We start from the raw sequence: 24,239 nt of genomic DNA on the forward strand, positions 1-24,239 counted from the left end.
CTCCGTTTCAGAATAGTTAGTATAGATTTAGATTACATCCCGTTTTGTAAAAATAGGATATGAAACGAGATGCATAGCGACCAGATGAAGTAGAAGGAGGAACAGTGAGAAGCCCAAGGTCATTCCTTCCACTGGCGTCGTTCCAAAAAAATAAGGATTGAGATCTGTACTGGAAAACACAAAGTATTTTGTCCAAGGCCATCCATTCATGGTGATACTCAGGACGAATCCTGCTATAGCTGCCAGCATAGAGAACACAATAGAAAATGTAACACTGCGAAATGCTGCAGAAATCATAAATGCAAATGTCAACACGATAACCATAAAAGGTATATTAAATAAAAACCCTCCTAACAAGGCTTGAATCATATCTGCCTGCTGAATGGTTTGATCCTTGACGAAGAAGTAGGGATCGCCGATCCCCTTAAAGCCAAACATTAATCCACCGAAAAATATGGCAGCCAGAAAAGTAAGCAAAACCAAAAATATTCCAAACAAGAGAGTTGCAATATATTTAGAAAAATAAATTTTTGAGCGTGTAGCTGAACGTGTCAGTAAAAATTTGATTGTACCGGCAGAAAACTCAGAGGCTACAATATCGCCAGCCACGATAAGAGCTAAAAGAGAGATACCTACAATTAAATTTCTGGATTGGCTCACTGTAAAACTCCAAGCATTGGATTGAGGAGCGATGTTATGGTCCAAATAATACTGATTCATCAAAATTTTTTCTGCTGCCATTTTTTTCTCAATGGGTAGAGCGTCTGACTTTGCTGCATCTCTCGTTAGCTTTGAATTTTCATGCTGTAAGAGTGTTTTCCATCCTTCATTGTACTCAGTCATACCAGAACTTTTTAAATTAGCCATCTGGATTAATACATACAAAATAAGCAGTATGATGATAAGCCAGGTACGTTTACGCTTATAAATCTTCATGTTTTCATTACGAATTAACTGAATCACTTTTCAATTCCCCCTGTGATTTCAATGAATTTATCCTCCAGTGTCTGTTTCGTAATCTGAACGCTGTATATGTTCACCCCCGTATCCATAAGTTTCTTTGTAATACCCGGAATTTGATCCTTTGTAATGTCAACTTGTAGAGTTTGTTGATCTGCAATAATTTCTTTCCCCGCCAGCATGGACTGGAATACAGGAAGAGCCAATTCGGGTCTGTCTACTTCAAACCGAACAGGAGCAAGCCGATTATCCATCATCTCAGCTACATTATGGATACCAATCAGTTTTCCCTTATTTAAAATCGCTACCTGATCACACATCAGTTCCATTTCAGCCATAAGATGGCTAGAAATAAGAACACCAACGCCTTCTTTTTGAGACAGATTGATTAAATGTTCCCGAAGTTCTCTTATTCCTGCTGGGTCTAAACCATTGGTAGGCTCATCAAGCACAAGTAAGGAAGGCTTATGGGCCAGTACAACGGCTAATCCCAGTCGCTGCTTCATTCCTAGAGAGTAAGTTCCCACTTTCTTATCAATGCTGTCCTCAAGTCCGACGAGCGAGATTACTTCCTGAATACGTTCCGAAGAAACCCCTGGAGACATTCTTGAGAAATGAATCAGATTGTCATAGCCGGATAAATATTTGTACAGATCTGGATTTTCGACGATAACTCCAACATGTCTCATTGCCTTTTCAAAGGAGCGATCAATATCTTGGCCGTGGATAAATACCTGGCCTCCCGATTTTGAACTTAACCCCACGATCATCCGAATAGTGGTCGTCTTGCCCGCTCCATTTGGGCCAACAAGACCCATGATTTCCCCCGCCTTTACATCCAAGGACAGTCCTTCAACAATGGTTTTCTTTCCAATCTTTTTACTTAAATTACGAATCTGTAATAGTGACAACAACGATTCCCTCCCCGCCAACAGTTTGATTGTCTATAAAGTATCAGGAGTGCAGTCATACTCCCTAGTGACAAAATGTCATGACCTTGTTATGATGTGAAAAGATTGAAAAAATTACCTTAATTTAAGAAGAATGGGGTACTTACATGCTTGGATGCAATATGCGCTGGTCTTGGCAGGAATGGATTGTTGCTGTATTCCGAATCTTGTGGTTGATTTGCTTTGTTTTGCTATCGTATCAAGACCGCCCATCTTTCCCTTTCACTGTTGTATTTATCTCTGTTCTCGTTTGCTATTCAATACCTTTGTTCATTGATCGAATTCATTACCGCTGGTATTTGTTGGCGGAAGTATTTCTAGTGGGTGGAATTTCTTTGCTATTTGCTCATCAATATGAGCTTGTCCGACTATTTCTGCCAGCTGTTTTTACGATTTCGTTTTATAGCCGTGGCCGTTCACATGCGGTAACTTTTCCTCTTGCGTTGGTGATGTTTTGCCTGGGAGGAAGAGGGGCGTTTCATTGGACGATAGAAGACGTATTCCAGAACCTAGTGGATGCTTCGTTTGTATACGGTATTGGTTTCGGATTACAAATGGCATTTCGTTCTATAGATCGGATCAAACAAAAACTCGAATTAATAAAAAAGCAGTATCAAACCCTGGAGCAGTATTCGACTCAGGTTGAACAAATGACACTATTGGAAGAAAGATACCGCATGGCTCGCGAGCTGCATGACTCGATTGGTCATACATTCACTTCCATTATCTTAGGTATGGAAACATTACGTCCTTATATCTCTTCTGAAGAGGGGACTGAAAGATTGCAGTCTGTTCTTCAACTTGGTCGCACAGGGCTCGAAGATATCCGAAAGCAAGTTCATCAGATGGACCCTATGGAGGAGGATCCATCTTTGGATCTATCCTTGCTAAATATCATTAATGAATTTAAAAAGAATACTGCCATTCGAGTTGTGTTCAGAACGATGGGGGAGCCGCTTCCTGTCATAAAACAGTCAAAACTGACCTTATACCGCTGTTTACAAGAATTATTGACTAATGCCAGCCGACATGGGCATGCCAATTCTATTCAGGTGCTTCTTCACTACGACCGTAACCAGATCATTTTGCAGGTGCAGGACAATGGGAAGGGAAGTGACGAAATTAAGTTCGGGTTTGGTCTTTCAGGAATGAAAGAGCGGCTTTCGTCTCTTCAAGGCAAGCTATACCTTCATTCCAAAGAAGGCGAAGGAACGATTGTGACCTGTTCTATACCATTGCTTCAGGATACAGATGTTAGTAATCCAGAGATCAAGGTATTGTTGGTGGATGATCAACTACTCATTCGGGACAGTTTAGGCCTGTTGCTCAAAAACGAACCTGATTTTCGAATTCAAACGGCGGAAGACGGAAACGTTGCTGTAGATCAATGTGCCAGCGACCCGCCAGACGTTGTATTAATGGATGTACATATGCCCCAGATGGACGGTATTACTGCGACGAAGCTAATTAAAGAAAGCTGGCCTAACACACGTGTAATTATGATCACCACCTTTGATGACATTTCGTATGCTACGAAATCACTTGCTTTGGGTGCTGAAGGTTATGTACTAAAATCAATTGATCCAAGAGAGCTGGCTAATACAATACGGCTAGTGCATCACGGAGGAACGATGATAACCCAAGAAGTAGCAAGTACATTGTTTCAGCAAATGACAGGGACGATGAAGAATCCTTATGGACTGACAGAGCGGGAGTTGGAAATTCTGCATTGTTTAACTGAAGGACACCGTTATAAAGCAATTGCAAGCAAGGTTCACTTGTCTGAAGGAACGGTTCGAAACTATATTTCGACCATATACTCAAAAATGCAAGTGCAGAGCCGTGACGAAGCAATTGAAAAAGCTAAAACAGAGTTGCTTACAGACTATTAATAAAATGCAAGATGGGTAGACTGCGTGTGTCACTTGTTTAAACAACGTGAAAGAGATATCCTACATTAGATAGAGGTTTTCAGCTTCGGAATTAAAAGAGTAGCTATATACGACCGAACCTAATAGATTGAAGTGAAAATAGCGTCGTCCTAAATTTGGTCGACGCTATTTTTGTATGCTGTGATCCGCAAGTATGTGCAACGTTTACCTTAGCAAAACCGTATATGTAGAATAGCAACTGTATTTTGTTGCATATCCATAGAAGTCTACCATTCTACAAACTTGCATTTGCGCTATCAAATGGGTGATAATGGAAGAGATACTTTCGACAGAATATAGGGCTAAAGATAGAGAGGATACCTACAAAAGGTAGATCGGATTTACCGCATTTTTGTATATTATTGTAGAATAAGATCGTAATTCAGGTTATAGTAAAGGAAGAAATTAACTAGGATAGATTATACCCAAATACGTAATTGTGGAGGGAAATATGAGTACATTTAAAAATTGGTTGAATACAACTAAAAAAGGACTGGGCGACCAGGTTAAGAAATTTAAGAACAAAGATTTTATGGAAGCTGTTGTTGCAGGTTGTGCATTAGTGGCATTTGCAGACGGTACTATTAGTCCGGAAGAAAAAACAAAAATGGCCGGATACATAAATATCAGTGAAGAATTGAAAGTGTTTGATATGGGTGAGGTCATCAACCGTTTCAATCACTATGTAGCAAACTTTGAATTTTCACCTGAAATCGGCAAACAGGAAGCGTTAAAAGCGATTGGTAAATTAAAAGGCAAGCCTGAAGTAGGTCGACTTGTCGTCGGCGTATGCAGTGCCATTGGTGCAGCTGACGGTGACTTTGATGCCAATGAGCAACGGATTGTTGCTGAGATTTGTGGTGCGCTTGGTTTGAATCCGTCTGAATTTAGTCTGTAAATTTTACGGAAGGGAGGTGTGTTAATCAGTGGCTGTAATTAATCTGGTCAAGGGCCAGAAAATTGATTTGACCAAGGGAAACACAGGACTAACCAAGGTTATAGCCGGATTGGGATGGGACCCCGTGCAGTCCAAAGGATTTTTTGGTTTCAAGAAGCAACCCAATATTGATTGTGATGCTTCTGCCATTTTGCTGGATGCCAACGGGAAACTAACTCAATCTGACAATGTAGTATGCTTCCATAATAAAAAAAGCCCGTGCGGCTCAGTCGTGCATTCCGGTGATAATCTGACCGGAGAAGGTGACGGCGATGATGAACAAATTATGATTGACCTGGCACGGATTCCGGCCAATGTCGATAAAGTGCTTGTTGTTGTGAATATATATGATTGCGTAAACCGGAAACAGGATTTCGGCATGATCGAGAAAGCGTATATCCGCATTCTGGACGGTGCTAATTCTAAGGAACTGGTGACGTTTAATTTATCTGATAATTTTGAGGGAATGACTGCACTGATCTGCGGAGAACTCTATCGCCATAACGACGAATGGAAGTTTGCTGCAATCGGTGCAGGCACCCATGCCGTACATATTGATGTGCTGGCTCAGCGTTATATGTAATTTTAGATTGCTCATACAAAACTAATGAGAAACGGGGTACTTACTCATGGCAATTAACTTATCTAAAGGTCAAAAAATCGATTTGACGAAAACAAACCCAGGCTTGTCCAAAATCACGGTTGGTCTCGGCTGGGACACCAATAAGTACGATGGCGGTAAAGATTTTGACTTGGACGTATCCGTATTTTTGGCGAATGCGGACGGCAAAGTGGAAACGGAAAAGAACTTCGTCTTCTTTAATAATCCACAAAACGAGAACGGTTCTGTCGTTCATACCGGAGATAACCGCACAGGTGAAGGTGACGGAGATGACGAGCAAATTAAAGTTGATCTGAGCAATGTACCTGCTAACGTAGAAAAAATCGCTTTTACGATTACGATCTATGATGCACAAGAACGCAGCCAAAACTTTGGACAAGTGTCCCGTGCCTACGCGCGTATCGTAAATGAGGCAAACAACGAAGAATTGGTTCGCTTTGATCTGGGAGAAGATTTTTCGATCGAAACAGGCGTCGTGGTAGGCGAGCTGTATCGCCATAGCGGTGAGTGGAAGTTCAATGCCATTGGCAGCGGTTACCAGGATGGTCTTGCGGGCTTGACACGTGATTACGGCTTAGCTTAAAAAATCTACACAAAGAAGGCAGGTATGCAGTATGACGATTAGTCTTTCCAAAGGACAACGTATTGATCTGACCAAAACGAATCCAGGCTTGACTCGTGTTGTCGTAGGTCTTGGCTGGGATACCAATAAATATAGTGGCGGCGCAGAATTTGACTTGGATGCTTCGGCTTTCCTGCTATATGAGGACGGTAAAGCGAAGGCAGCTGACGATTTTGTATTCTACAATAACCCAACAGGTGGAGCGGGTGCTGTTACTCATACAGGCGATAACCGCACAGGTGAGGGCGACGGGGATGACGAGCAAATTATTATTGATTTTGCAAAGATTCCTGCAAATATCCATCGTATCGGAATTACAGTTACGATTTATGACTATGAGGCACGTGCGCAAAACTTTGGACAAGTGTCCAATGCCTTTGTACGTGTGGTAGATGCGGCAACGGATCGTGAAGTGTTGCGCTACGATTTGGGAGAGGATTTCTCCACCGAAACAGCTGTGGTATTCTGTGAATTTTACCGTCACAATGCAGACTGGAAATTCCAGGCTATCGGTAGTGGTTTTGCTGGTGGATTGGGTGCGCTTGCTAAAAACTATGGCTTGGACGCTCAATAATATCCACATGGGGGTGGTGTCCAAAGGGCGCTACCTCTTTCTTTTTAAGCCATTGAAGGGCGTACGCTGAACACGACAAACGGACAGAAAGGTGACACAATCATGGCTGTTATCGTAGTAAAGGGGCAGAAGGTGGATTTGACCAAAACGAATCCGGGCCTGAGCCATGTCAACATAGGGATCGGTTGGGAGTCCTCAGCGGCTCTGGAACTTGATACTTCTGCATTTTTGCTGGGCCCTGGAGGGAAAGTATCAGGCGATGAGGATCTGATCTTTTACAATAATCCGACTACACCTTTTATCACCTATTCAGATGGACAACAGTTTGGTGACAAGAAACAATTTTCCCTGGACCTAACCAGAATACCTTCACATATCGAGAAGATTGCGTTTACGCTGACCATTTATGATGCGGATCAGAAACGGCAAAATTTTGGACAGGTTCAAGGCGGATTTATACGTTTTGCTCATCCGATAAGTGGAGAGGTTTTACGATTTAATTTGGATAGTGGCTTTACAGTCGAGACGGCCATTGTAATAGGCGAGCTGTACCGCCATAACGGTGAATGGAAATTTAATGCGATAGGCGCAGGTTTTTCCGGTGGATTGGATGCGTTGTGTGAAAATTTCGGCATTGAAGTGGAAAATAATCCGGCCCCTCCGGTGCCGGTGCCTACACCACCTCCAGCACCTCGACCAGTACCCACACCGCCGCCTGCACCTCCTGTTCCAAAGCCAGAGCCATCTGCAACTCCGGTAAATCTGAATCTGCGGAAAATTGAGCTGAAGAAAAAGGGAGATACCATTAACCTGAAAAAGGGCTCAGGCGGATTAGGTGAAATCCTAATCAATCTGAACTGGAATCAGGTACAGCAGAGCAAGGGCTTTTTCAGTCGTGGCTCCAAGGGTGTCGATCTGGATCTGGGCTGCTTGTATGAGATGAAGAACGGGGATAAAGGTGTCGTTCAGGCGCTTGGGGAAGTTTTCGGTTCTCTAAATCGCTTCCCGTACATTGCTCTGGATGGTGACGACCGTACGGGCTCTGTGAAAACAGGGGAAAATCTCCGTATTAATGGGGCTAAAATTTCTGAAATTAAGCGAATTTTGGTGTTTACCTTCATTTATGAAGGAGTCACGAACTGGTCACAAGCAGACGGGGTAGTCACGCTGTACCAGAAGGACGGGCCAGACATTATCGTTCATATGAATGAACATGACAATCGCAAAGGGATGTGTGCGATTGCAATGATCCAAAATGTGAACGATGAAACGTTTAGTATTGAGAGACTCGTACAGTTTTATGGCGGTCATCGTGAAATGGATCAGGCATATAACTGGGGCATGCGCTGGACGCAGGGTAGTAAATAAATTGAATTATCGGAGGCACTCTTTTCATGTTGAATGATTTATTTAAAAATATCAGCGAGAACTACGGGCATTTCTTTTCATGGAGTGATGTGGTAGGTACGCTTACTGACCCGGTGAGTTGGGGGATTATTGGAACTCTCATTTTGCTGGAAGGTCTTTTGTCGGCGGATAACGCCTTGGTTCTCGCAGTTATGGTTAAGCATTTACCAAAAGAGCAGCAGAAGAGAGCCTTATTTTACGGGATTTTAGGTGCGTATATATTCAGGTTTCTGGCCATCGGCTTGGGTACCTTCCTGATTAAGTTCACGCTGATTAAGGTACTGGGTGCGGCTTATCTGCTCTACATCGCTTACAAGGGCTTATTCAAGTCCGAGGGTGATGGAGAAGTGAAAAACAAACCTACTTCTTTCTGGAAAACCGTATTAATGGTCGAACTGATGGATATTGCCTTCAGTATTGACAGTGTCATTGCCGCTTTTGGTGTGAGCGAGAAAGTATGGGTTCTGTTCCTGGGTGGTATACTCGGCGTTCTGATGATGCGTGGTGTTGCACAAGTGTTCCTCAAGCTCATTGATAAATTTCCGGAACTGGAACAGACAGCCTTTATTATGATCGCCATTATTGGGGGTAAAATGCTGGCTGCTGCTTTTGGCTTTCATATGTCGCAAGTATTATTCTTCGGCATTTTGATTGCCGTCTTTGTAGGCACAATGATTCTTAGCTCGGCGAAAAGAAAGAAAAAGGCCGACAAAGAGGCTTAATGTACAAAGTATAGCGAAATCCCTCCTGAAACTAAGGGGGGATTTCTTTTATACCCGAGGCACAGGGCTTCAGTCAGGCGAGATAGAGCAAGAGGAGGGGAAGGGCCCTGAAATATTTTAATGATTTAACCTCTGAGGAAGTAGAAGCGATCTTCTGTACTCCACCGATGGAGTTTCATAACCGTTCACCCAAAAGTATATTGGCTTATGCCATAGGAGCGGCTTTGTACATGCCGGCGACCCGCTCGGAAGTAGCGGAAGAGATCAAAAATGGAAAGCATGAAGGACTTACAACGGTCATTCTGGATTTGGAGGATGCTATAGGGGATCAGCAGGTCGGACAGGCCGAAGAATCGCTGGCACAGCAACTGCTTCAACTCTTGTCCTATGTACGGACAGGGATGATGAGTGAACAGCAATTACCTTTGCTGTTTGTACGTGTGCGATCTGTGGAACAGCTGGAACGACTGCTGAACAGTTTGGGAGAAACCCTGGAGCTGCTTACGGGCTTTGTCCTCCCCAAGTTCTCCTCTGATAATGGACGGGCGTATTTTGCACTCATTACTGAATATAACCGGACTATGCATACAGGGGCAGGAGACGCAAGCCGTACGCCTGTGTTGTATGGATTGCCGATTCTCGAAAGCTCTAAAATTATTTATCGGGAAACTCGTTGGAAAGAACTGCTGGCGATTAAAGAAATTTTGGATGAGGTTCAGGAATATGTGCTGAATGTACGAATTGGGGCCACCGATTTCTCCAGTCTGTATGGGCTGAGACGCAGCCCGGATATTACGATTTATGAAATTGCCGTCATTCGGGATTGCATCGCAGATATTATTAACTTGTTCGGACGCGTGGACTCGGATTATGTTGTTTCCGGTCCTGTATGGGAGTATTTCTCTCACCGAGAACGTATCTTTAAACCTCAATTAAGAGTATCGCCCTTCGAAGACGCATTTGGGAAGCCGGGACGCTACTTGCGAATGGACTTCATCTCAGATGCAGTGGACGGACTGATTCGCGAAGTCATGATGGATAAGGAGAATGGGATTATCGGCAAAACGATCATTCATCCGTCCCACATTAAGCCGGTACAGGCCATGTATGCGGTGACCCATGAAGAGTATATGGATGCACTTGAAATTGTTGAACGTAACGACGGTAGCCTAGGTGTATTTAAGAGCACCTATGCCAACAAAATGAATGAAATTAAGCCTCATTTGAATTGGGCTTATCGTATTATAAATAGATCTAAAGTATACGGGGTGTTACATGAACAACAACATTTTGTCAGTCTCTTACCCAACCACGAAAACACATCTGCTGCCAATTCTGGAGCAGTTCAGCGTTAAAATTACGGAGACTCATAATCCATTCCGTCTTCCTGTGGACAAGCTGTTTGCAATGGCGGCACGGGTCAACAAAAAGCGTTCGTTTTTGTTTGTCAGCAAGGTGCTGGGCAAGCATATTCCGGTAAATCCATACACCTCTCTGTTAAGTGGGGCGGCCCTGGCGATCCTCCTATATAAAGAGCTTGTCCCACAGTCAGGACAACAGATGGATAAACTGATTGGAGAGGCCGTGAGAGGACTCCTTGACCCGAATTATGCAAAAGAGGCCTATCAAAAGCTGATGGATGAGCGTTTGGCTTTTTCTTTTCCAGAACCGATTAAATTTGTTGGTTTTGCCGAGACGGCTACAGCACTGGGACACAGCATGTATCGGTTGTTTGATGGCGGTGCCACGTATATTCATACGACACGCGAGGATATTCCGGGCCTTCGGCCTATTATTCGGTTTGAAGAAGAGCATTCGCATGCTGTTGATCATCGTTGTTATGCACTGAATGAGGATGCTTTTGCCGGAGATGGACCCATTGTGCTGGTAGATGATGAGATTACGACGGGAAAAACAACGCTTAATATTATACGGGATATTCAGGAACATTTTCCGCGCAAACAGTATGTGATAGCTTCGTTATTGGACTGGCGGACAGACAGCGACGAGCGAGCTTTTGCTGATCTGGAAGCAGAGCTAGATATTAGGATTACGCCTCTAAGTTTGCTCAAAGGAAAGATAGAAATACAGGGAACACCGATACTGGATCACGCAGAATATGCCGGACAGACCGGGAACGCAGAGCATGCAGCCACTAGCACCGCAGAGGTTAATAAAGATTTGTCTGGAACAATTGACCGCTGTTTTGAAGAGGATGCTTCCGCTTTTGAGCGGATATCATATACCTCCATATCTACCGACGGGTACGCCAATACAGCTCCTTATCTTAAATATACTGGCCGTTTTGGTCTACAATCCGCCGACAATCCAGCGCTGGATGCAGAAATCGCGTACACAGCTGAACGACTGAACCAACTTCGTTCAGGACAACGAACACTGGTAATGGGTACGGGGGAATTCATGTACATTCCAATGCGGATTGCAGCGGAGTTAGGCCCGAACGTATATTATCAGTCCACCACACGCAGCCCGGTGTATCCCCATAGAGAAGAAGGGTATGGCGTCGCAAGTGGCGTGACCTATCCCTCACCTGAGGACAGTACGGTACGCAATTTTATTTATAATGTAGAGCCAGGTCAGTATGACGAAATATTCGTTTTGCTGGAAAGAGAGTCGGACCCAGAGCGAATGAAGCCCATGTTGGAGGCATTGAGCCGTCTGGGCTGTGATAAAGTGCATGTCGTTTATTTTAATGGTTTAACTAGGCAGGAGAGTAAAGGAGCGCGGATATGAAGCAAGCACTTATGGAGCAAATACAGCAGAAGAACATTCATCCGCCCGTACCGCTAGGCAGTTATCCTGCCTCGGATGTCACCTTTTTATTAAAGGATTTGAGCCGGGTTGCGTTGGAAAAAGGGACGGAGGATCGGGAAGAAGCGATACAGTCAGGCGTCCATTATTCAGAAATGCTGCCAGTGGAATATCAGCCCACAGCAGAGTATATTGGATTGTTTCACGAAACGCTTGCCCAATCTGCCGAAAAGGTTGCATTAGCGGCAGCTTCTGTAGCTGAGATGATTGTGAGAAAAAGAGGCCTAAACACGGCGATTGTTTCTCTTGCCAGAGCGGGAACGCCTATTGGTATCCTGATCAAGCGTTATATTGACTTGAAGTACGGCGTATCCTTGCCGCATTACAGTATTTCTATTATTCGTGGCAAAGGCATTGACCGGAATGCTATTTTATACATTCTACAGCAGCATGGGCTGGGGATTGAACTTCAGTTTGTCGATGGCTGGACGGGGAAAGGCGCCATTCGTCAGGTGCTGATCGAGGCCTGCCGTGAGATGAATGCAGATTACGGGCTGCGCCTAAATGATGATCTGGCGGTGCTGGCCGATCCGGGCAGCTGCTCGGAGACCTTTGGTACACGAGAAGATTATTTGATCCCGAGCGCTTGTCTGAATTCAACCGTATCAGGTCTGATGAGCCGGACGGTATTACGCGATGATCTGATAGGTCCGGACGACTTTCATGGGGCTAAATTTTATGAATCCTGGCGGTCGGTGGATCAATCCAATACGTTTGTGGATACGGTGTCCGGTTATTTTCAAGCCGTGGCTAAAACGGCGGCTGCCTATGCGGAACAGATGACATTGAATCCGCCTGTCGTGACGTGGCAGGGCTTACGGGATATTGAGGCGATTCAGCAGGCATTTGGGATTCGGGATATTAATCTGGTCAAGCCGGGAGTGGGGGAGACGACTCGCGTACTGCTCCGCAGGGTGCCATGGAAAATTCTGATTGACCGTGAAGATAATCCGAATCTTCAGCATATTATGCTGCTGGCCAAGGATCGTGGAGTGCCTGTTGAGGTATTTGAAGGATTGACCTATTCCTGTTGCGGAATCATCAAGCCGCTCAAGGGGGGACAAGAATGATCTACGCCAGTGACCTGGATCAGACGCTGATTTACTCCAAACGCTCGCTTGGCGTGCCGCTGGAGTCCCCTGGTCTGTTGCCTGCGGAACAGATCGATGGGGCGACGTCGGCCTTTATTTCTGCACAAGCTTTGCAATGGCTCAAGACACTACCGGCAGATGTCATGTTTATGCCTGTGACGACTCGGACCATGGAACAGTATAGACGAATCACCGTGTTTCAGACGGAGCTGGTTCCCGCATATGCCGTGACGAGTAATGGCGGAAACATCATCGTCGGAGGCGAGGTGGACCGAGAGTGGAATCGACGTATTCACGAACAAGTACGCCGCGATGGTGCTCATGCGGAAGAGGCACGTCAGATGTTCGGACAGGTTCTTCATGAAGACTGGGTCGTAAACGAGCGTTTTTGCGATGAACTATTTTATGCTTTTGTAATTGAACGGGATCGGATGCCGCTGGAACAGGTGCTGGAGAAGGCGCGGATGATGCATGAAATGGGCTGGGAGGTATCCATTCAAGGGCGCAAAGTATATCTGGTGCCTGCGGCCGTGAATAAACGGGCAGCCGTGGCGCATATCCGTAACCTCACCAATGGGGGAGCTGTGGTTGCATCCGGTGACTCTTTACTGGACCGTTGTCTGCTTGATTATGCCGACTATGCGATTGCCCCGCGTCATGGTGAATTATACCGGGAACAGCTGCGGGATAAGCTGGAGGTCAATTACCGATTTACGGAAGTGTCGGGGGTTTATGCAGCAAATGAAATTATGGAATATGTCTATGAAGTGCACGGGAGCGTGTCAGCGGCTCGTACTTCATGATTAAACTAATAGGGGACGTGGCGCTGTGAAGAAGGTCAAAGTGTATTTTAACCGCTGGTTTTCGGTGGTGTATCATTATATGAATGCTATTCGTAACAATGAGGACGGTATTCCGTTCGAGATCTATGCCACACACTCTGATCCGCAGCACATGGCACTGCAGGCCAGTGATGTAGCTGAAGTAGAGCCGCGCACGAGCGGTGTGGAGTATGCACAGTTTTGTGCTGATTTTTGCAGACGCCATGAAATTGATATCTTTATTCCGCGGTGGAATATGCTCGATATTAGCAAGCATCTTTATTTGTTCGACGATATTGGTACAGAAGTAATGGTGTGCCGGGATACCGAACTGCTGGAGCAATTGATGGAGAAGGATCTTTTTTATGAATCTATTCGTCAAAAGGATATTGTCGCCATTCCCGATTATGCCATTGCCAGTAATGCCGAGCAGTTTAAACAGGCTTACGAGTCATTAATAGCGCTTGGGCACAAGGTGTGTTTCAAGCCATGTAATGCAGAAGGTGGAATGGGCTTTCGTATCATTGATAATGAACGTGATCCGCTGGAGGAACTGTTCGGCCATGCACTGAATCATATTTCGTTCGAGGAGGCCTATCGCGTATTGTCTTCCACAGAGACGTTTCCCAATTTGATGGTGATGGAACTGCTGGAGGGATACGAATACAGTATCGACTGCTTGGCTGACCGAAACGGAAAATTGTTAGCAGCTGTTCCGCGTAGGAAGGCAGGAGGACGATTACGGCTGCTGGAGCAGCATCCTGAGCTGTTGAAGGTGGCAGAGAAGGTCGCTGAGGCGTATCACATTCCGTACAATTATAACATTCAAGTGAAATATAACGGCGAGCAGGCCAAGTTGCTAGAGATCAATCCGCGGATGTCTGGAGGACTTCATGTATCGTGCTTGTCTGGTATCAATTTTCCTTACCTGGCGGTGAAATCGGCTTTGGGTTATGAAATCGGTTCACTACACCCGCAATACGACATTCTAGCCAGTCACATCGAGCAGCCAATCACGATACGCAAATCCTTACATTGACATAGGCAAATATTGTTTTCTACAATATGGTAAGGGTTTACGTCAGGAGGTATAAGCTATGACTTCTAAAATGTGGGGTGCCACGATTGCTGTGGTCAGCTACCTGATTGCGCTTTTACTAAGTTATTGGTTGCCGTTGTTTGTGTGTCTGGCAATCCCGATCATTTGTATCGGAGGATACAGTGCTGTCATGGCTGTTCGCCATCCTCGTCCTAATCTGACCGGTTCCGTGATTCCGGTGATGCAGGAGCAGGCTGATCAGGCACAGCAACATAAAAAGGAAATCGCCGCACCGCGAGAGTCTATAACAGGACAAGCACGTTTGCCGGATCAGGTGAGCAGTGAATTTGCTCAGGTCATGGAGTATTTGGAAGTACTGGAGGATATGGTGATCTCCGAGGGGCAGAAAGATGCGCTTGATAACGAGATTGTCGAGAAGGCGCTGGCTCTATTTGCACGTTTGCAGCGGGTCATCCCGCTTTTGCATGAATTGAACAATAGTGAAGTGAATCACACGGTTCGGCGATTGATTTTGAAGGACTTGAATGGACTGATTAACCCGTTTCTTCGTCTCAGTGGCGACGCGAAACGGACCAACCGGAGGACGCTACTAAACGGATTGCGAGATGTAGATAGCAAAATATCTGTAATTGTATCCACGGTGGAGCATAAGGACCTGATGGAATTACAGAGCAAAGCAGAGCTTATTCACCAGCGGTACAGCAGCTCCGAATTGTAGGTTATTTTAATAGAATAAAAAATCAGCAGCATAGCTGCTCTGAAAAACACTATTAGCCTTGGGCAACAGTTGTTTTCAGAATAGGAGGTTAGCATCATGGCGACCCCATGGGCTGAATTGAAAAAAGAAGATGAACAAAAGGTGACTGAGGAGGCTTCACAGCTGATTCAAAAGGTATCGCAAAGCGATGTTATGAGTCTGGATACCTTAATGGATGACATTGGCAAGCTGGGGGTTAAAACGCAGGAACGGGCGGGACAAACCCTTAAAATGTTGGATCGTCCGGTAAACGACCTCATGTCCGGTGATCGGGCTGAGGTTTCAAATATGATCTTAAAACTCCGGGATGAATGCGAAACGCTCCAGCAGAGTAAAGATGTAGGTTTTTTTGGCAAGCTCCTGCGTAAAAGCCCGTTGAAAAACTATATCTACAAGTATCAGTCGGTGAAGACGAACATCGAGAAAATCATTACTGCCTTGAGAGATGGTAAGGATAATCTGGAAGAGAATATCGTCAGCATGAGACAGTTGAAGAAGGCTTCCATTGAAGAAATCTACAATTTACAGACGAAAATTGCCTTTGGTAATCGCTTGAAAGAGCTGTTCGAAACCGAGATTGCCAAGCCGGAAAATGAAAATCGTAAGCCTCATCTGGAGCGGGGATTGCGCAAAGTGGTTACTCGCACACAGTCGATGACTGAAATGATTTTGTTATACAATCAGGCGATTGCAGCAACGGATATTATTAATGATAACAATGATAAACTGATTGATTCTGTTAATAATGCGATTGATAAAACATCGAATCTGATCACCGTATCGGCTATGATCGCGATGGCACTGGCGGACCAAGATAAAATTATTTCAGCCGTTGATGCGACTAACCGTACGATTGAGGATCAATTCAAGGAAAATGCGAAGCTTCTCAAAACGACGACCGAGAGAACAACGGATCTGCTTAGCAAGCCTTCTATGTCATTGGAGGCTGTGAATCAGGCGATTGGTGATTTGGTATCTGCTTTGGATCTGTCTGAAAAATCGAACCGTCGAATTATTGAAAGTTGCCACGATTATACAAGTAAAATGACAGCAATCAATGCCAATCTTAGCCAGCGTTTGGGCATCGAAGGGAAAGAACAATCCAAACCACTGAAGGACAACCATTCTTCTGAGGGGCTAAGTTCGTTTTTGAACTGATAACTAATATTCAATAACACAATAATCTATGAAAAAAGACGCCAGGGTGATTCCCAAAGGCGTCTTTCTTTGGTTTGGCAGCGGAGCATAAAGGACATGATGAACATATATAGCATTCTCGTGCATAAACTCTTAAAAAGCGAAATGACAAAGGAGAGAATGAGCGTATGATGTCCTTTATTTTGGGGTGTGTGATTGTCTTTTTACTCGTGGCTGCCAGTAGTGAAAAAGCAGACTCTATTGTGGAGTTAAATGAAACTGTGAAATAAAATTTTTTATTGAAAATCATGCATTTTCTGATAGGATAGAGTTAAATATTGGAATCCCAAAGGAGAATGCATGCTGGAATTTTCATTTGAAATCATCGATGAATCGAAAATCAACATTGTATATCAGTATGGGAGCAGCAGCTTCAATTTTAATTTATTTTTTAACTACGGTGTGTGGACGCTACATCCCTTTGATGGGATTCTGCTGCAAAACAAGGAAATGTGCCGTCTGATCGTTACGGATCTGTTTAAGAACAAAGATTTTCATGTCATGCTGGCACGGGAAAATATTTTATTGTCAACCCTGCGTACCTCTATTGATCTCAATCCCGAAACTCGGGGAGAGCGATATCAGGAACAGGATTTTGATGAGCTGTCTGAATTTGCTGAGACACACAGCTTTGAAGATGTGCTGCAAATCGAACAGGATTCCATCCGCGAGCGTATGGATTTTTTCCAAAACATTATCCAAAGGATGTATATGGAAGGATTCGGTCCGGAAGACAATGATTTTAACAAGGTGCAAGCGATCCTCCGCATTTATAAGGCTGCACATGACCAACTCGGAGAATTGAGCGACTTTCCTCTAAGTGGCGACGAGCGACGACGCAGATGGTAGGTTAAATGGACTAGTGAAAACAGCATAGAGGAGCGTGGGGAACATGAGCGGTATTTCTTTACTTAAAAAGAATGCGCAATTGGTACTAACTAAAAAGAATCTAACGAATGTGACCGCGAGAGTTGGATTAGTGCTCGATATTTCAGGATCTATGAGAAGTTTGTACAAAAATGGGATCGTTCAAAAAGTGTTGGAGCGAATTGTTGCTGTAGCGAGTTCTTTGGATGATGATGGTGTACTGGATGTGTGGGTCTATGATCACCGTTTTTCACGGTTGCCATCCGTTACCGAAAATGACGTTGACAACTATGTGGAAAAACATATTTTGTCCAATGATTATTTACCCAAGTTTGGTCGAAATGATGAGCCTCCAGTGATGCGCGATGTCATAGCCAAGTACACCAAGGAAGAACCCTCTTCAGATCCGGCTTTTGTTATTTTTATTAATGATGGCGGTGTGAAGCGTGGCAAAGGGGACAATATTGACAACGCAGTTATTGATTCATCAGGAGAGCCAATTTTCTGGCAATTTATCGGTGTGGGTGAATCCGATTTTGGTGTGTTAAAGAAGCTCGACAACATAGAAGGTCGTGTGGTAGATAATGCCAACTTCTTTCAAATACAAGATATCGAATCTATGGAAGACAATCAATTGTACGAATTATTGCTTAACGAGTTCCCGTCATGGCTGCAAGAAGCGAAGGAAAAGCATATTTATTAAGGCTACTAAGTATTGTACTATGAGACTTTTTTCAAAGTTTAATATAAAAAATGCAAGAAGAGAGAGTTCCGCTAGCAAACGCTTTGCGGAACTCTCTCTTTTCATCTTACAAATCTCTAAAACGATAGAAGCATTATGGCGGTTGTTAGCGGAGCCGGCAGAATTGTTCTGGTGAAGCGAAGCGTTCGGAAGAACAATCTGCACGTGCAGCGCCCACCAACTGCAAGAAAGCTCCTCATCCCCCTAACTCATCCCCATTAATACTATCGAGCAAAATATAAGTCCCGTTCCGCACCCCGAAGTATATACCTTGAGGTGGCGGAACATGGATGTTTTCCAGGCTGACAGAGATTCATCGGAACGCAAACGTTCATTTTCCTCCTGCAATGCCTTGGATTGACGAATGAACAACTGCCCGATGTCGGCAAATCCCCGCAGAAAGAGGGTGAGAAAGCCACTTTGCAGGACATGGAAGATTGCACCGATTACCAAGCCTAGCAATCCTAACAGAAATAGCAGATTCGCGGTAGCCAGGTTTTCACGACCGTACACGAGATGGGGTGCGGCGGATAGAAATCCTAAGGTACCGACCATCAGGGTAGTGATCCCGAAACGTAAAATCATTATTTTTCGACCCGTTTTGCAAAACGGAGATCCGGGTTCGAACGAGCATCGAATACGATGCCTTGAATTTTAGGACTAATTAATGCGGTGTCCGCAGAGAACTGGATCGGAATAATCGGCAGATCTTCCATCAATACGTCTTCCGCCTGGTGAAGCTGTTCAAAACGTTTTGCCGGATCAAGCTCAAAGGTTGAGGATTCGATCAGCTTGTCATACTCCGGGTTGCTCCAGTTGGTAAAGTTGTTCGAATTTTTGGAAGTATAGTGTCCCAATACGCCAAGCGGATCAAGGAAGTTTCCTTCCCAGCCCATACGGGCAATCTGGAAGTTCTTTTGTTTAAAGGTATCAATGTATGTTTTCCATTCCTGATTCTCCAGCGTCACTTCAACGCCCAGGTTCGTTTTCAGCATTTCCTGAATGGCTTCAGCTACTTTTTTATGCTTGTCCGATGTGTTGTATTTGAAAGTGATCGGAGGCAGCTTGGTCAAACCTTCTTCTTTCAGACCTTCGGCCAGCAATTGTTTTGCTTTTGCTGCATCAAACTCATAGTATTTTTTCGGCGCTTCATCACGGAAGTCCTTGCCGGACGGTGTTGTTGTTCCGTATGGAACATAGCCGTATGCCGGAGTCTCGCCACCTTTGGTTACGTTGGTAGCCAGTGCTTCACGGTCGATGGCGTAGGCAATGGCCTGTCTGATTTTTTTATTGTCAAACGGCTTTTGTTTTACGTTGAAAGAATACGTGTACACACTAAAAGATGGGTGCGACAGGAATTCCTTGCTGCTCTTTTCCTGATCCAGTGTATCTACAGGAAGGCTCAGGATCAGATCCAAATCACCTGTTTTGTACATTTGATAATAGGTTGTGGAGTCTTGCACCATTTTGAAGTTAATCGTTGCCATCGTAATGGCATCTTTGTTCCAGTATTGATCGTTTTTCGTCAGCGTAATTTGTTCGTTATGTTTCCATTCCTTGGCTACATACGCGCCGTTGCCGACAATCGTGTTAGCTTCAGCTGCCCATTTGTCGCTTTTCTCTACAACAGCTTGGTTCACAGGTAAATAGGCGTGACCGACAGCAATCGTAGGGAAGAAGCTCAGCGGTGATTTTAGCTCAACGACAAGCGTCTTATCATCTTTAGCCGTAACACCTACGTCTTCAATTTTACCTTTGCCTGTGTTGTACGCTTCGGCACCTTTGATGTAGTAGAGGGCAGAAGGATCATAAGCAGCCGTTTTCGGATTCAGTACCCGTTTCCAGGAGTATTCAAAATCCTTAGCTGTCAGCGGGTCACCATTCGACCATTTTGCGCCGTCACGAATGGTAAAGGTGTATGTTTTACCGTCAGGAGACACGTCTACTTTGCTGGCAGCACCTTCTACGATTTTACCGGCTTTGTCGTATGTATACAGCCCTTCATACAGGTTATCAATGACAAAATAGGACGTTGTATCTGAGGCGAAAGCAGGGTCCAGTGTATAAGGCTCGCCACCTGCCAGATTGGCTGTAATTTCTTGCGGGACATCTGCTTGAGACGCAGCGGACGAGTCGTTGCTTGCTGTCTTGTCTGCAGTGCCAGAGCATCCTGCCAAAGCCGTTACGGCTAAAAGTAAGATGATCGTCATCCAATGCATTTTTTTCATCGTGGTTTTCCTCCATTATTATGGTTAGTTATTTGAACGTTGTGTTTAAATCCCAAAGCGATTTCAAATCAGTAATATATAGAGAGCGAAACGATCAGCCGGGATTTATTCAACCTCCTTTCCGGCAGGTATGCCGCGTGTGCGCACTTCCATAAAGGAACTGCCGTTTTTTCTGCGGTTAGGCGAGAAGCTGCGGATCATGTTGACACCCCTCCTTGTCCAATTTGGATATCTGTGTTTTTAATGCTGTGAACGCGGGTCAAGTGCATCCTGAAGCCCGTCTCCAAGTGTGTTAAACGCCAGCATGGTGAGCGATATCATCAGACCGGGGAAGAATAGACGCCACCATTGACCACTTAAAATAACGCCGAGCGAATCGTTAGCCATCGTCCCCCAACTGGCCGAAGGAGACTGAATCCCCAGACCAAGAAAACTCAGGAACGATTCGGCAAAAATAGCCGACGGAATAGTGAACGTCAAATTTACGATAATGATTGCTGCTGCATTCGGCAGTAGATGCCTGAAAATGATGCGTGAATGAGATGTTCCCAGGCTACGGGCTGCCAGTACATATTCCTGCTGCTTGAGCTGTAGGATTTGCCCACGTACTACCCGTGCCATGCCGACCCATCCAGTAATAGATAAAGCAATAATCATCGTGAGCAGGCCGGGCTTCATAATGACGAGCAGCAGAATGATGACCAGCAGATAAGGAATGCTGTACAAAATCTCAATAATTCGCATCAGGACATTGTCGATTCGGTCGCCCATTTTACCATGGCCTGCACAATAACCAGCTACACAGCCGACGAGAATGCCAAGCACTAAATCAATGGCAGCAGCAGCAAAACCAATCATAAGTGAAATTCTAGCTCCGGCCCATGTCCGTGCCCATACGTCCCTGCCCAGATCATCCGTGCCAAACCAATGCTCTTTCGAAGGAGAGAGATTCGTCTTCAAAAGGGACTGGTCACTCGGAGCATAAGGAACCATGGAAGGTCCGACAATCGCCAGCACAATAATGATGATAAGTAGGGAAAGCCCCAACAGAGCAAGCTTGTTGTTAAAAAGTCTGCGAAGCCGATCCCGCCATGGTGACTCTTGGGGTCTGGTCAACGCGGGGGTGGGCATCTGGCTGCGGTCTACAAGACTAAAAAGGCTGTCCTTTTCGACAGTAGGTGCTGCTTTCATGTTAATCTCCTTTGCTGACTAATTTGATTCGTGGATCGACAAGGCGATAGGAAATATCAATTAAAAATAAGGTGACGACCAGAATGGCACTGTAGAAAATGGTCGTACCCATAATGACTGGATAATCCCGGTTAAAGATACTGTCTACAAAATATTTACCGATGCCGGGAATGGCGAATATTTTTTCGACGACAAAGGTACCTGTAATCACGGAAGCGAATAGCGGTCCGATAAAGGACAGCACCGGAATCAATGCATTGCGTAGTCCGTGACGAATGACTACTGCCCAAGAGGACAATCCTTTCGCTTTGGCGGTGCGTATGTATTCCTCATGCATGACTTCCAGCATACTTGTCCGCATAAAACGGGCGATAACAGCAAGAGGTGAAACAGCGAGAGCTAGCGATGGAAGCACCGTATGCTGCCAGGTTCCCCATGAGGCGACCGGAAGCAGATGCCATTTGACGGCAACATACTTGATTAACAGTGGTGCCAATATGAAGCTGGGTATGGAAATACCCACAATGGCGATAAACATCGAAATATAATCCAGTGGTCGATTATGGTGTAAAGCAGCCAATGTTCCAAGCGCAATACCGGCTATAATCGCAACCACGATGGATTGAATACCCAGCAGTGCAGAAGGTGGAAAGCCTCTGGCGATAAGCATATTTACGTCAGTCGTTTTCGATTGAATAGACGGCCCCATATCCAGCACGACGAGATTTTTGAGATACAACACATACTGCACAGCGAGCGGCTTGTCCAGATTGTACCTAGCACGCATGTTTTGCAATACGGCCTCCGGAATCGTCTTGGAATCGTTCGAGAATGGATCTCCCGGAATGATGTGCATGATAATAAACGTTAAAGTGACGATAATCCATAACGTAATGAGCATCGTGAAAAGACGTTTTAAAATGTACATGGGACTTTATTTCTCCTGTCTATCAAGCTGATTTACATTCTATTGCTGCTGAATCTTCGAAATAAATAAAAGTATATAAGAATACTAGGAAATGATAAAACGGATAAGGTAACATGTCAAGGTAAGGTTTTACATTATAGAACACAGGTCAAATTTTCGTCACAAGTTTTCCATGTTTATAAGGCTAAGATTCCGCTGATTCCTCTCGACGAGTATCCTGCGGTATGTTATGATGATACTCTGATAACGTGTTAACGAACTAAAGCGTTTGCCACCTGTTTTTGAATACGGGGGTCACCATTGTTGGAGGGGAATAAGATGAGAAAAGCAGCCATGTTTACGATGATGATTGGGTTGATTATGATCGTGTTGGCCGGATGTTCCGGCGCTAAGGATAGCAGCAAGTTGATTATTGGAATTGATGATAAATTCGCGCCGATGGGCTTTAGAGATGAAAATAATGAGCTGACCGGTTTTGATATTGATTATGCGAAGGCGGCAGGGGAACAAATGGGCAAGCAAGTGGAATTCCAGCCGATTGACTGGTCTGCCAAAGAATCCGAGCTGAACAGTGGACGTATTGATCTCATTTGGAATGGATACACCATTACAGATGAGCGTAAGGAAAAAGTACTGTTCACGAAGCCATATTTGAAAAACAGTCAGGTCATTGTTGTTCCAGCTACCTCCAGTCTTTCCAAGCTGGCTGATCTGGCGGGCAAAACGGTGGGACTCCAGACGTTGTCCTCAGCAGCCGATGCATTGGATGCGAATCCGATTAAAAGTAAATTGAAGTCAGTGTCCGAGTACCCGGACAACGTTCTCGCTTTGACAGACTTGAAAACTGGTCGCCTGGATGCAGTTGTCATTGATGAGGTTGTTGCCAAGTATTATATGTCCAAGGAACAAGGGACGTATAAGCTGCTTGATGAATCACTGGCCCCTGAGGAATACGGCATCGGCGTGAAAAAAGGGAATGAAGAGCTGTTGACGCAGCTACAATCTGCTTTGGATGAGCTACACAAGAACGGAAAAGCAGCTGAGATTTCAAAAAAATGGTTCGGTGAAGATAAAGTATTAAATTAATATGTAGTGTAATGAACTAAGGGTTTAGGAGTCGAAGGTTATGAGTATGGAATATATTTTACGAATTATGAAGCCTATGCTTGAAGGGGCACAGATGACGGTTATTTTATTTTTCATTACGCTCATCTTGTCTATTCCGCTGGGGTTTATCGTTACACTGCTGGCCAAAAGTCGGTTTAAACCTATTGCCTGGCTGATGCACACGTACATTTATGTTATAAGAGGCACGCCGCTATTGCTGCAATTATTGTTCTTTTGTTTTGGTCTACCGATGTTGCCTGTCATTGGGGAATATCTGGTACTGGACCGTACAACGGCTGCGGTACTGGCATTTGTACTGAATTATGCGGCGTATTTTGCAGAAATTTTTAGAGGCGGAATGTTGTCGATTGATAAAGGGCAATACGAAGCTTCGCAAGTGCTGGGCTTGAGTAAGTCGCAAACGCTGATTAGAGTCATTGTGCCGCAAATGGTACGGATTGCTTTGCCTGCGGTAACCAATGAGGCGACGACCTTGGTGAAGGATACAGCTCTGCTGTATGCGGTAGCGGTACCGGAACTTCTGCATTTTGCTAATACAGCTGTAAACCGCGATTTTACGATTGTGCCTTATGTTGTAGCGGCCGTTATTTATTTGTTGATGGCTTTGGTGCTTACCATATTCTTCAGAGCGCTGGAAAAACGCTTTAAATTTGAGTAAAAGGAATGTCGGAT

The 24,239-nt window shown here is 44.8% G+C and carries 24 protein-coding genes; 18 read left to right on the top strand and 6 right to left on the bottom strand.

Features of this window, described 5'->3' with window-relative positions:
• Positions 1 to 27: 27 nt before the first annotated feature.
• Together ACH59B_RS05045 and ACH59B_RS05050 are read right to left on the bottom strand one after the other, a co-directional pair.
• Positions 28 to 963, bottom strand: coding sequence for an ABC transporter permease (locus tag ACH59B_RS05045; protein WP_017426299.1), 936 nt, complete (start codon positions 961 to 963; stop codon positions 28 to 30).
• Positions 960 to 1,871 (bottom strand): ABC transporter ATP-binding protein, encoded by a 912-nt coding sequence (locus ACH59B_RS05050; protein WP_017426300.1) that lies wholly within the window; start codon positions 1,869 to 1,871, stop codon positions 960 to 962. Before ACH59B_RS05050 ends, ACH59B_RS05045 begins: the two co-directional genes overlap by 4 nt.
• A gap of 146 nt (positions 1,872 to 2,017) precedes the next feature.
• On the opposite strand from ACH59B_RS05050, the gene ACH59B_RS05055 reads away from it, so the two are divergent.
• The 16 genes from ACH59B_RS05055 (at position 2,018) to ACH59B_RS05130 (ending at position 18,053) form a co-directional block, all read left to right on the top strand.
• Entirely contained in the window at positions 2,018 to 3,802 is a 1,785-nt protein-coding gene (locus tag ACH59B_RS05055; protein WP_017426301.1) for a hybrid sensor histidine kinase/response regulator transcription factor, read from the top strand.
• Between the two features lie 490 nt (positions 3,803 to 4,292).
• Entirely contained in the window at positions 4,293 to 4,739 is a 447-nt protein-coding gene (locus tag ACH59B_RS05060) for a tellurite resistance TerB family protein (protein ID WP_013369616.1), read from the top strand.
• A gap of 28 nt (positions 4,740 to 4,767) precedes the next feature.
• A complete protein-coding gene (locus ACH59B_RS05065) occupies positions 4,768 to 5,361 on the top strand; it encodes a TerD family protein (RefSeq protein ID WP_017426303.1) in 594 nt (197 codons plus the stop codon).
• A 46-nt stretch (positions 5,362 to 5,407) separates the two neighbouring features.
• Positions 5,408 to 5,983, top strand: a complete 576-nt coding sequence (locus ACH59B_RS05070) for a TerD family protein (RefSeq protein WP_016821472.1) — start codon at positions 5,408 to 5,410, stop codon at positions 5,981 to 5,983.
• 31 nt (positions 5,984 to 6,014) lie between these two features.
• Positions 6,015 to 6,596, top strand: a complete 582-nt coding sequence (locus tag ACH59B_RS05075) for a TerD family protein (RefSeq protein ID WP_013369619.1) — start codon at positions 6,015 to 6,017, stop codon at positions 6,594 to 6,596.
• A gap of 102 nt (positions 6,597 to 6,698) precedes the next feature.
• Positions 6,699 to 7,964 (top strand): TerD family protein, encoded by a 1,266-nt coding sequence (locus ACH59B_RS05080; protein WP_222821932.1) that lies wholly within the window; start codon positions 6,699 to 6,701, stop codon positions 7,962 to 7,964.
• A gap of 26 nt (positions 7,965 to 7,990) precedes the next feature.
• Positions 7,991 to 8,725, top strand: a complete 735-nt coding sequence (locus ACH59B_RS05085) for a TerC family protein (protein WP_013369621.1) — start codon at positions 7,991 to 7,993, stop codon at positions 8,723 to 8,725.
• A gap of 167 nt (positions 8,726 to 8,892) precedes the next feature.
• Positions 8,893 to 10,080, top strand: coding sequence for an HpcH/HpaI aldolase/citrate lyase family protein (locus ACH59B_RS05090; RefSeq protein ID WP_045244157.1), 1,188 nt, complete (start codon positions 8,893 to 8,895; stop codon positions 10,078 to 10,080).
• A gap of 52 nt (positions 10,081 to 10,132) precedes the next feature.
• A complete protein-coding gene (locus ACH59B_RS05095; RefSeq protein ID WP_045244243.1) occupies positions 10,133 to 11,479 on the top strand; it encodes a phosphoribosyltransferase family protein in 1,347 nt (448 codons plus the stop codon).
• The gene (locus tag ACH59B_RS05100) at positions 11,476 to 12,627 is read left to right on the top strand and encodes a cysteine protease StiP family protein (protein WP_045244156.1); all 1,152 of its coding nucleotides are present in this window, start codon (positions 11,476 to 11,478) and stop codon (positions 12,625 to 12,627) included. The genes ACH59B_RS05095 and ACH59B_RS05100 overlap by 4 nt, the downstream gene beginning before the upstream one ends.
• A complete protein-coding gene (locus ACH59B_RS05105) occupies positions 12,624 to 13,451 on the top strand; it encodes an HAD family hydrolase (protein WP_045244155.1) in 828 nt (275 codons plus the stop codon). The genes ACH59B_RS05100 and ACH59B_RS05105 overlap by 4 nt, the downstream gene beginning before the upstream one ends.
• 25 nt (positions 13,452 to 13,476) lie before the next feature.
• On the top strand, positions 13,477 to 14,508 hold the full coding sequence (locus ACH59B_RS05110) for an ATP-grasp domain-containing protein (RefSeq protein WP_045244154.1): 1,032 nt from the start codon (positions 13,477 to 13,479) through the stop codon (positions 14,506 to 14,508).
• Positions 14,509 to 14,566: 58 nt separating this feature from the next.
• The gene (locus ACH59B_RS05115; RefSeq protein ID WP_017426310.1) at positions 14,567 to 15,247 is read left to right on the top strand and encodes a hypothetical protein; all 681 of its coding nucleotides are present in this window, start codon (positions 14,567 to 14,569) and stop codon (positions 15,245 to 15,247) included.
• Positions 15,248 to 15,343: 96 nt separating this feature from the next.
• A complete protein-coding gene (locus tag ACH59B_RS05120) occupies positions 15,344 to 16,444 on the top strand; it encodes a toxic anion resistance protein (protein ID WP_016821463.1) in 1,101 nt (366 codons plus the stop codon).
• A 339-nt stretch (positions 16,445 to 16,783) separates the two neighbouring features.
• Complete coding sequence (locus tag ACH59B_RS05125; RefSeq protein ID WP_016821461.1) at positions 16,784 to 17,332, top strand: hypothetical protein; 549 nt, start codon at positions 16,784 to 16,786, stop codon at positions 17,330 to 17,332.
• Between the two features lie 43 nt (positions 17,333 to 17,375).
• Positions 17,376 to 18,053, top strand: a complete 678-nt coding sequence (locus ACH59B_RS05130; protein ID WP_017426311.1) for a VWA domain-containing protein — start codon at positions 17,376 to 17,378, stop codon at positions 18,051 to 18,053.
• Positions 18,054 to 18,296: 243 nt separating this feature from the next.
• Here ACH59B_RS05130 and ACH59B_RS05135 read toward each other — a convergent pair whose 3' ends face one another.
• The 4 genes from ACH59B_RS05135 to ACH59B_RS05150 form a co-directional block, all read right to left on the bottom strand.
• Entirely contained in the window at positions 18,297 to 18,677 is a 381-nt protein-coding gene (locus ACH59B_RS05135) for a DUF3899 domain-containing protein (RefSeq protein WP_017426312.1), read from the bottom strand.
• Positions 18,677 to 20,320, bottom strand: a complete 1,644-nt coding sequence (locus ACH59B_RS05140; protein ID WP_017426313.1) for a peptide ABC transporter substrate-binding protein — start codon at positions 20,318 to 20,320, stop codon at positions 18,677 to 18,679. Before ACH59B_RS05140 ends, ACH59B_RS05135 begins: the two co-directional genes overlap by 1 nt.
• A 240-nt stretch (positions 20,321 to 20,560) precedes the next feature.
• Complete coding sequence (locus tag ACH59B_RS05145) at positions 20,561 to 21,511, bottom strand: ABC transporter permease (RefSeq protein WP_016821457.1); 951 nt, start codon at positions 21,509 to 21,511, stop codon at positions 20,561 to 20,563.
• 1 nt (position 21,512) lies between these two features.
• Positions 21,513 to 22,439, bottom strand: coding sequence for an ABC transporter permease (locus ACH59B_RS05150; RefSeq protein ID WP_404303446.1), 927 nt, complete (start codon positions 22,437 to 22,439; stop codon positions 21,513 to 21,515).
• Between the two features lie 318 nt (positions 22,440 to 22,757).
• On the opposite strand from ACH59B_RS05150, the gene ACH59B_RS05155 reads away from it, so the two are divergent.
• Both ACH59B_RS05155 and ACH59B_RS05160 read left to right on the top strand, forming a co-directional pair.
• A complete protein-coding gene (locus tag ACH59B_RS05155) occupies positions 22,758 to 23,525 on the top strand; it encodes an amino acid ABC transporter substrate-binding protein (RefSeq protein ID WP_016821455.1) in 768 nt (255 codons plus the stop codon).
• A gap of 40 nt (positions 23,526 to 23,565) precedes the next feature.
• Entirely contained in the window at positions 23,566 to 24,225 is a 660-nt protein-coding gene (locus ACH59B_RS05160; protein ID WP_017426315.1) for an amino acid ABC transporter permease, read from the top strand.
• Positions 24,226 to 24,239 lie beyond the last annotated feature (14 nt).

The organism is Paenibacillus sp. DP01, from assembly GCF_044784315.1.
In the GTDB taxonomy this organism is placed as follows: Bacteria; Bacillota; Bacilli; order Paenibacillales; family Paenibacillaceae; genus Paenibacillus; species Paenibacillus polymyxa.

What these genes read in the sequence shown, in the direction of transcription:
- ACH59B_RS05140 (WP_017426313.1), bottom strand. Translation starts at nt 20,320, where the DNA reads ATGAAAAAAATGCATTGGATGACGATCATCTTACTTTTAGCCGTAACG.
- ACH59B_RS05055 (WP_017426301.1), top strand. Translation starts at nt 2,018, where the DNA reads ATGCTTGGATGCAATATGCGCTGGTCTTGGCAGGAATGGATTGTTGCT.
- ACH59B_RS05115 (WP_017426310.1), top strand. Translation starts at nt 14,567, where the DNA reads ATGACTTCTAAAATGTGGGGTGCCACGATTGCTGTGGTCAGCTACCTG.
- ACH59B_RS05145 (WP_016821457.1), bottom strand. Translation starts at nt 21,511, where the DNA reads ATGAAAGCAGCACCTACTGTCGAAAAGGACAGCCTTTTTAGTCTTGTA.
- ACH59B_RS05095 (WP_045244243.1), top strand. Translation starts at nt 10,133, where the DNA reads ATGGCGGCACGGGTCAACAAAAAGCGTTCGTTTTTGTTTGTCAGCAAG.
- ACH59B_RS05150 (WP_404303446.1), bottom strand. Translation starts at nt 22,439, where the DNA reads ATGTACATTTTAAAACGTCTTTTCACGATGCTCATTACGTTATGGATT.
- ACH59B_RS05100 (WP_045244156.1), top strand. Translation starts at nt 11,476, where the DNA reads ATGAAGCAAGCACTTATGGAGCAAATACAGCAGAAGAACATTCATCCG.
- ACH59B_RS05070 (WP_016821472.1), top strand. Translation starts at nt 5,408, where the DNA reads ATGGCAATTAACTTATCTAAAGGTCAAAAAATCGATTTGACGAAAACA.
- ACH59B_RS05075 (WP_013369619.1), top strand. Translation starts at nt 6,015, where the DNA reads ATGACGATTAGTCTTTCCAAAGGACAACGTATTGATCTGACCAAAACG.
- ACH59B_RS05085 (WP_013369621.1), top strand. Translation starts at nt 7,991, where the DNA reads ATGTTGAATGATTTATTTAAAAATATCAGCGAGAACTACGGGCATTTC.
- ACH59B_RS05060 (WP_013369616.1), top strand. Translation starts at nt 4,293, where the DNA reads ATGAGTACATTTAAAAATTGGTTGAATACAACTAAAAAAGGACTGGGC.
- ACH59B_RS05120 (WP_016821463.1), top strand. Translation starts at nt 15,344, where the DNA reads ATGGCGACCCCATGGGCTGAATTGAAAAAAGAAGATGAACAAAAGGTG.
- ACH59B_RS05135 (WP_017426312.1), bottom strand. Translation starts at nt 18,677, where the DNA reads ATGATTTTACGTTTCGGGATCACTACCCTGATGGTCGGTACCTTAGGA.
- ACH59B_RS05130 (WP_017426311.1), top strand. Translation starts at nt 17,376, where the DNA reads ATGAGCGGTATTTCTTTACTTAAAAAGAATGCGCAATTGGTACTAACT.
- ACH59B_RS05105 (WP_045244155.1), top strand. Translation starts at nt 12,624, where the DNA reads ATGATCTACGCCAGTGACCTGGATCAGACGCTGATTTACTCCAAACGC.
- ACH59B_RS05160 (WP_017426315.1), top strand. Translation starts at nt 23,566, where the DNA reads ATGAGTATGGAATATATTTTACGAATTATGAAGCCTATGCTTGAAGGG.
- ACH59B_RS05090 (WP_045244157.1), top strand. Translation starts at nt 8,893, where the DNA reads ATGGAGTTTCATAACCGTTCACCCAAAAGTATATTGGCTTATGCCATA.
- ACH59B_RS05155 (WP_016821455.1), top strand. Translation starts at nt 22,758, where the DNA reads ATGAGAAAAGCAGCCATGTTTACGATGATGATTGGGTTGATTATGATC.
- ACH59B_RS05125 (WP_016821461.1), top strand. Translation starts at nt 16,784, where the DNA reads ATGCTGGAATTTTCATTTGAAATCATCGATGAATCGAAAATCAACATT.
- ACH59B_RS05080 (WP_222821932.1), top strand. Translation starts at nt 6,699, where the DNA reads ATGGCTGTTATCGTAGTAAAGGGGCAGAAGGTGGATTTGACCAAAACG.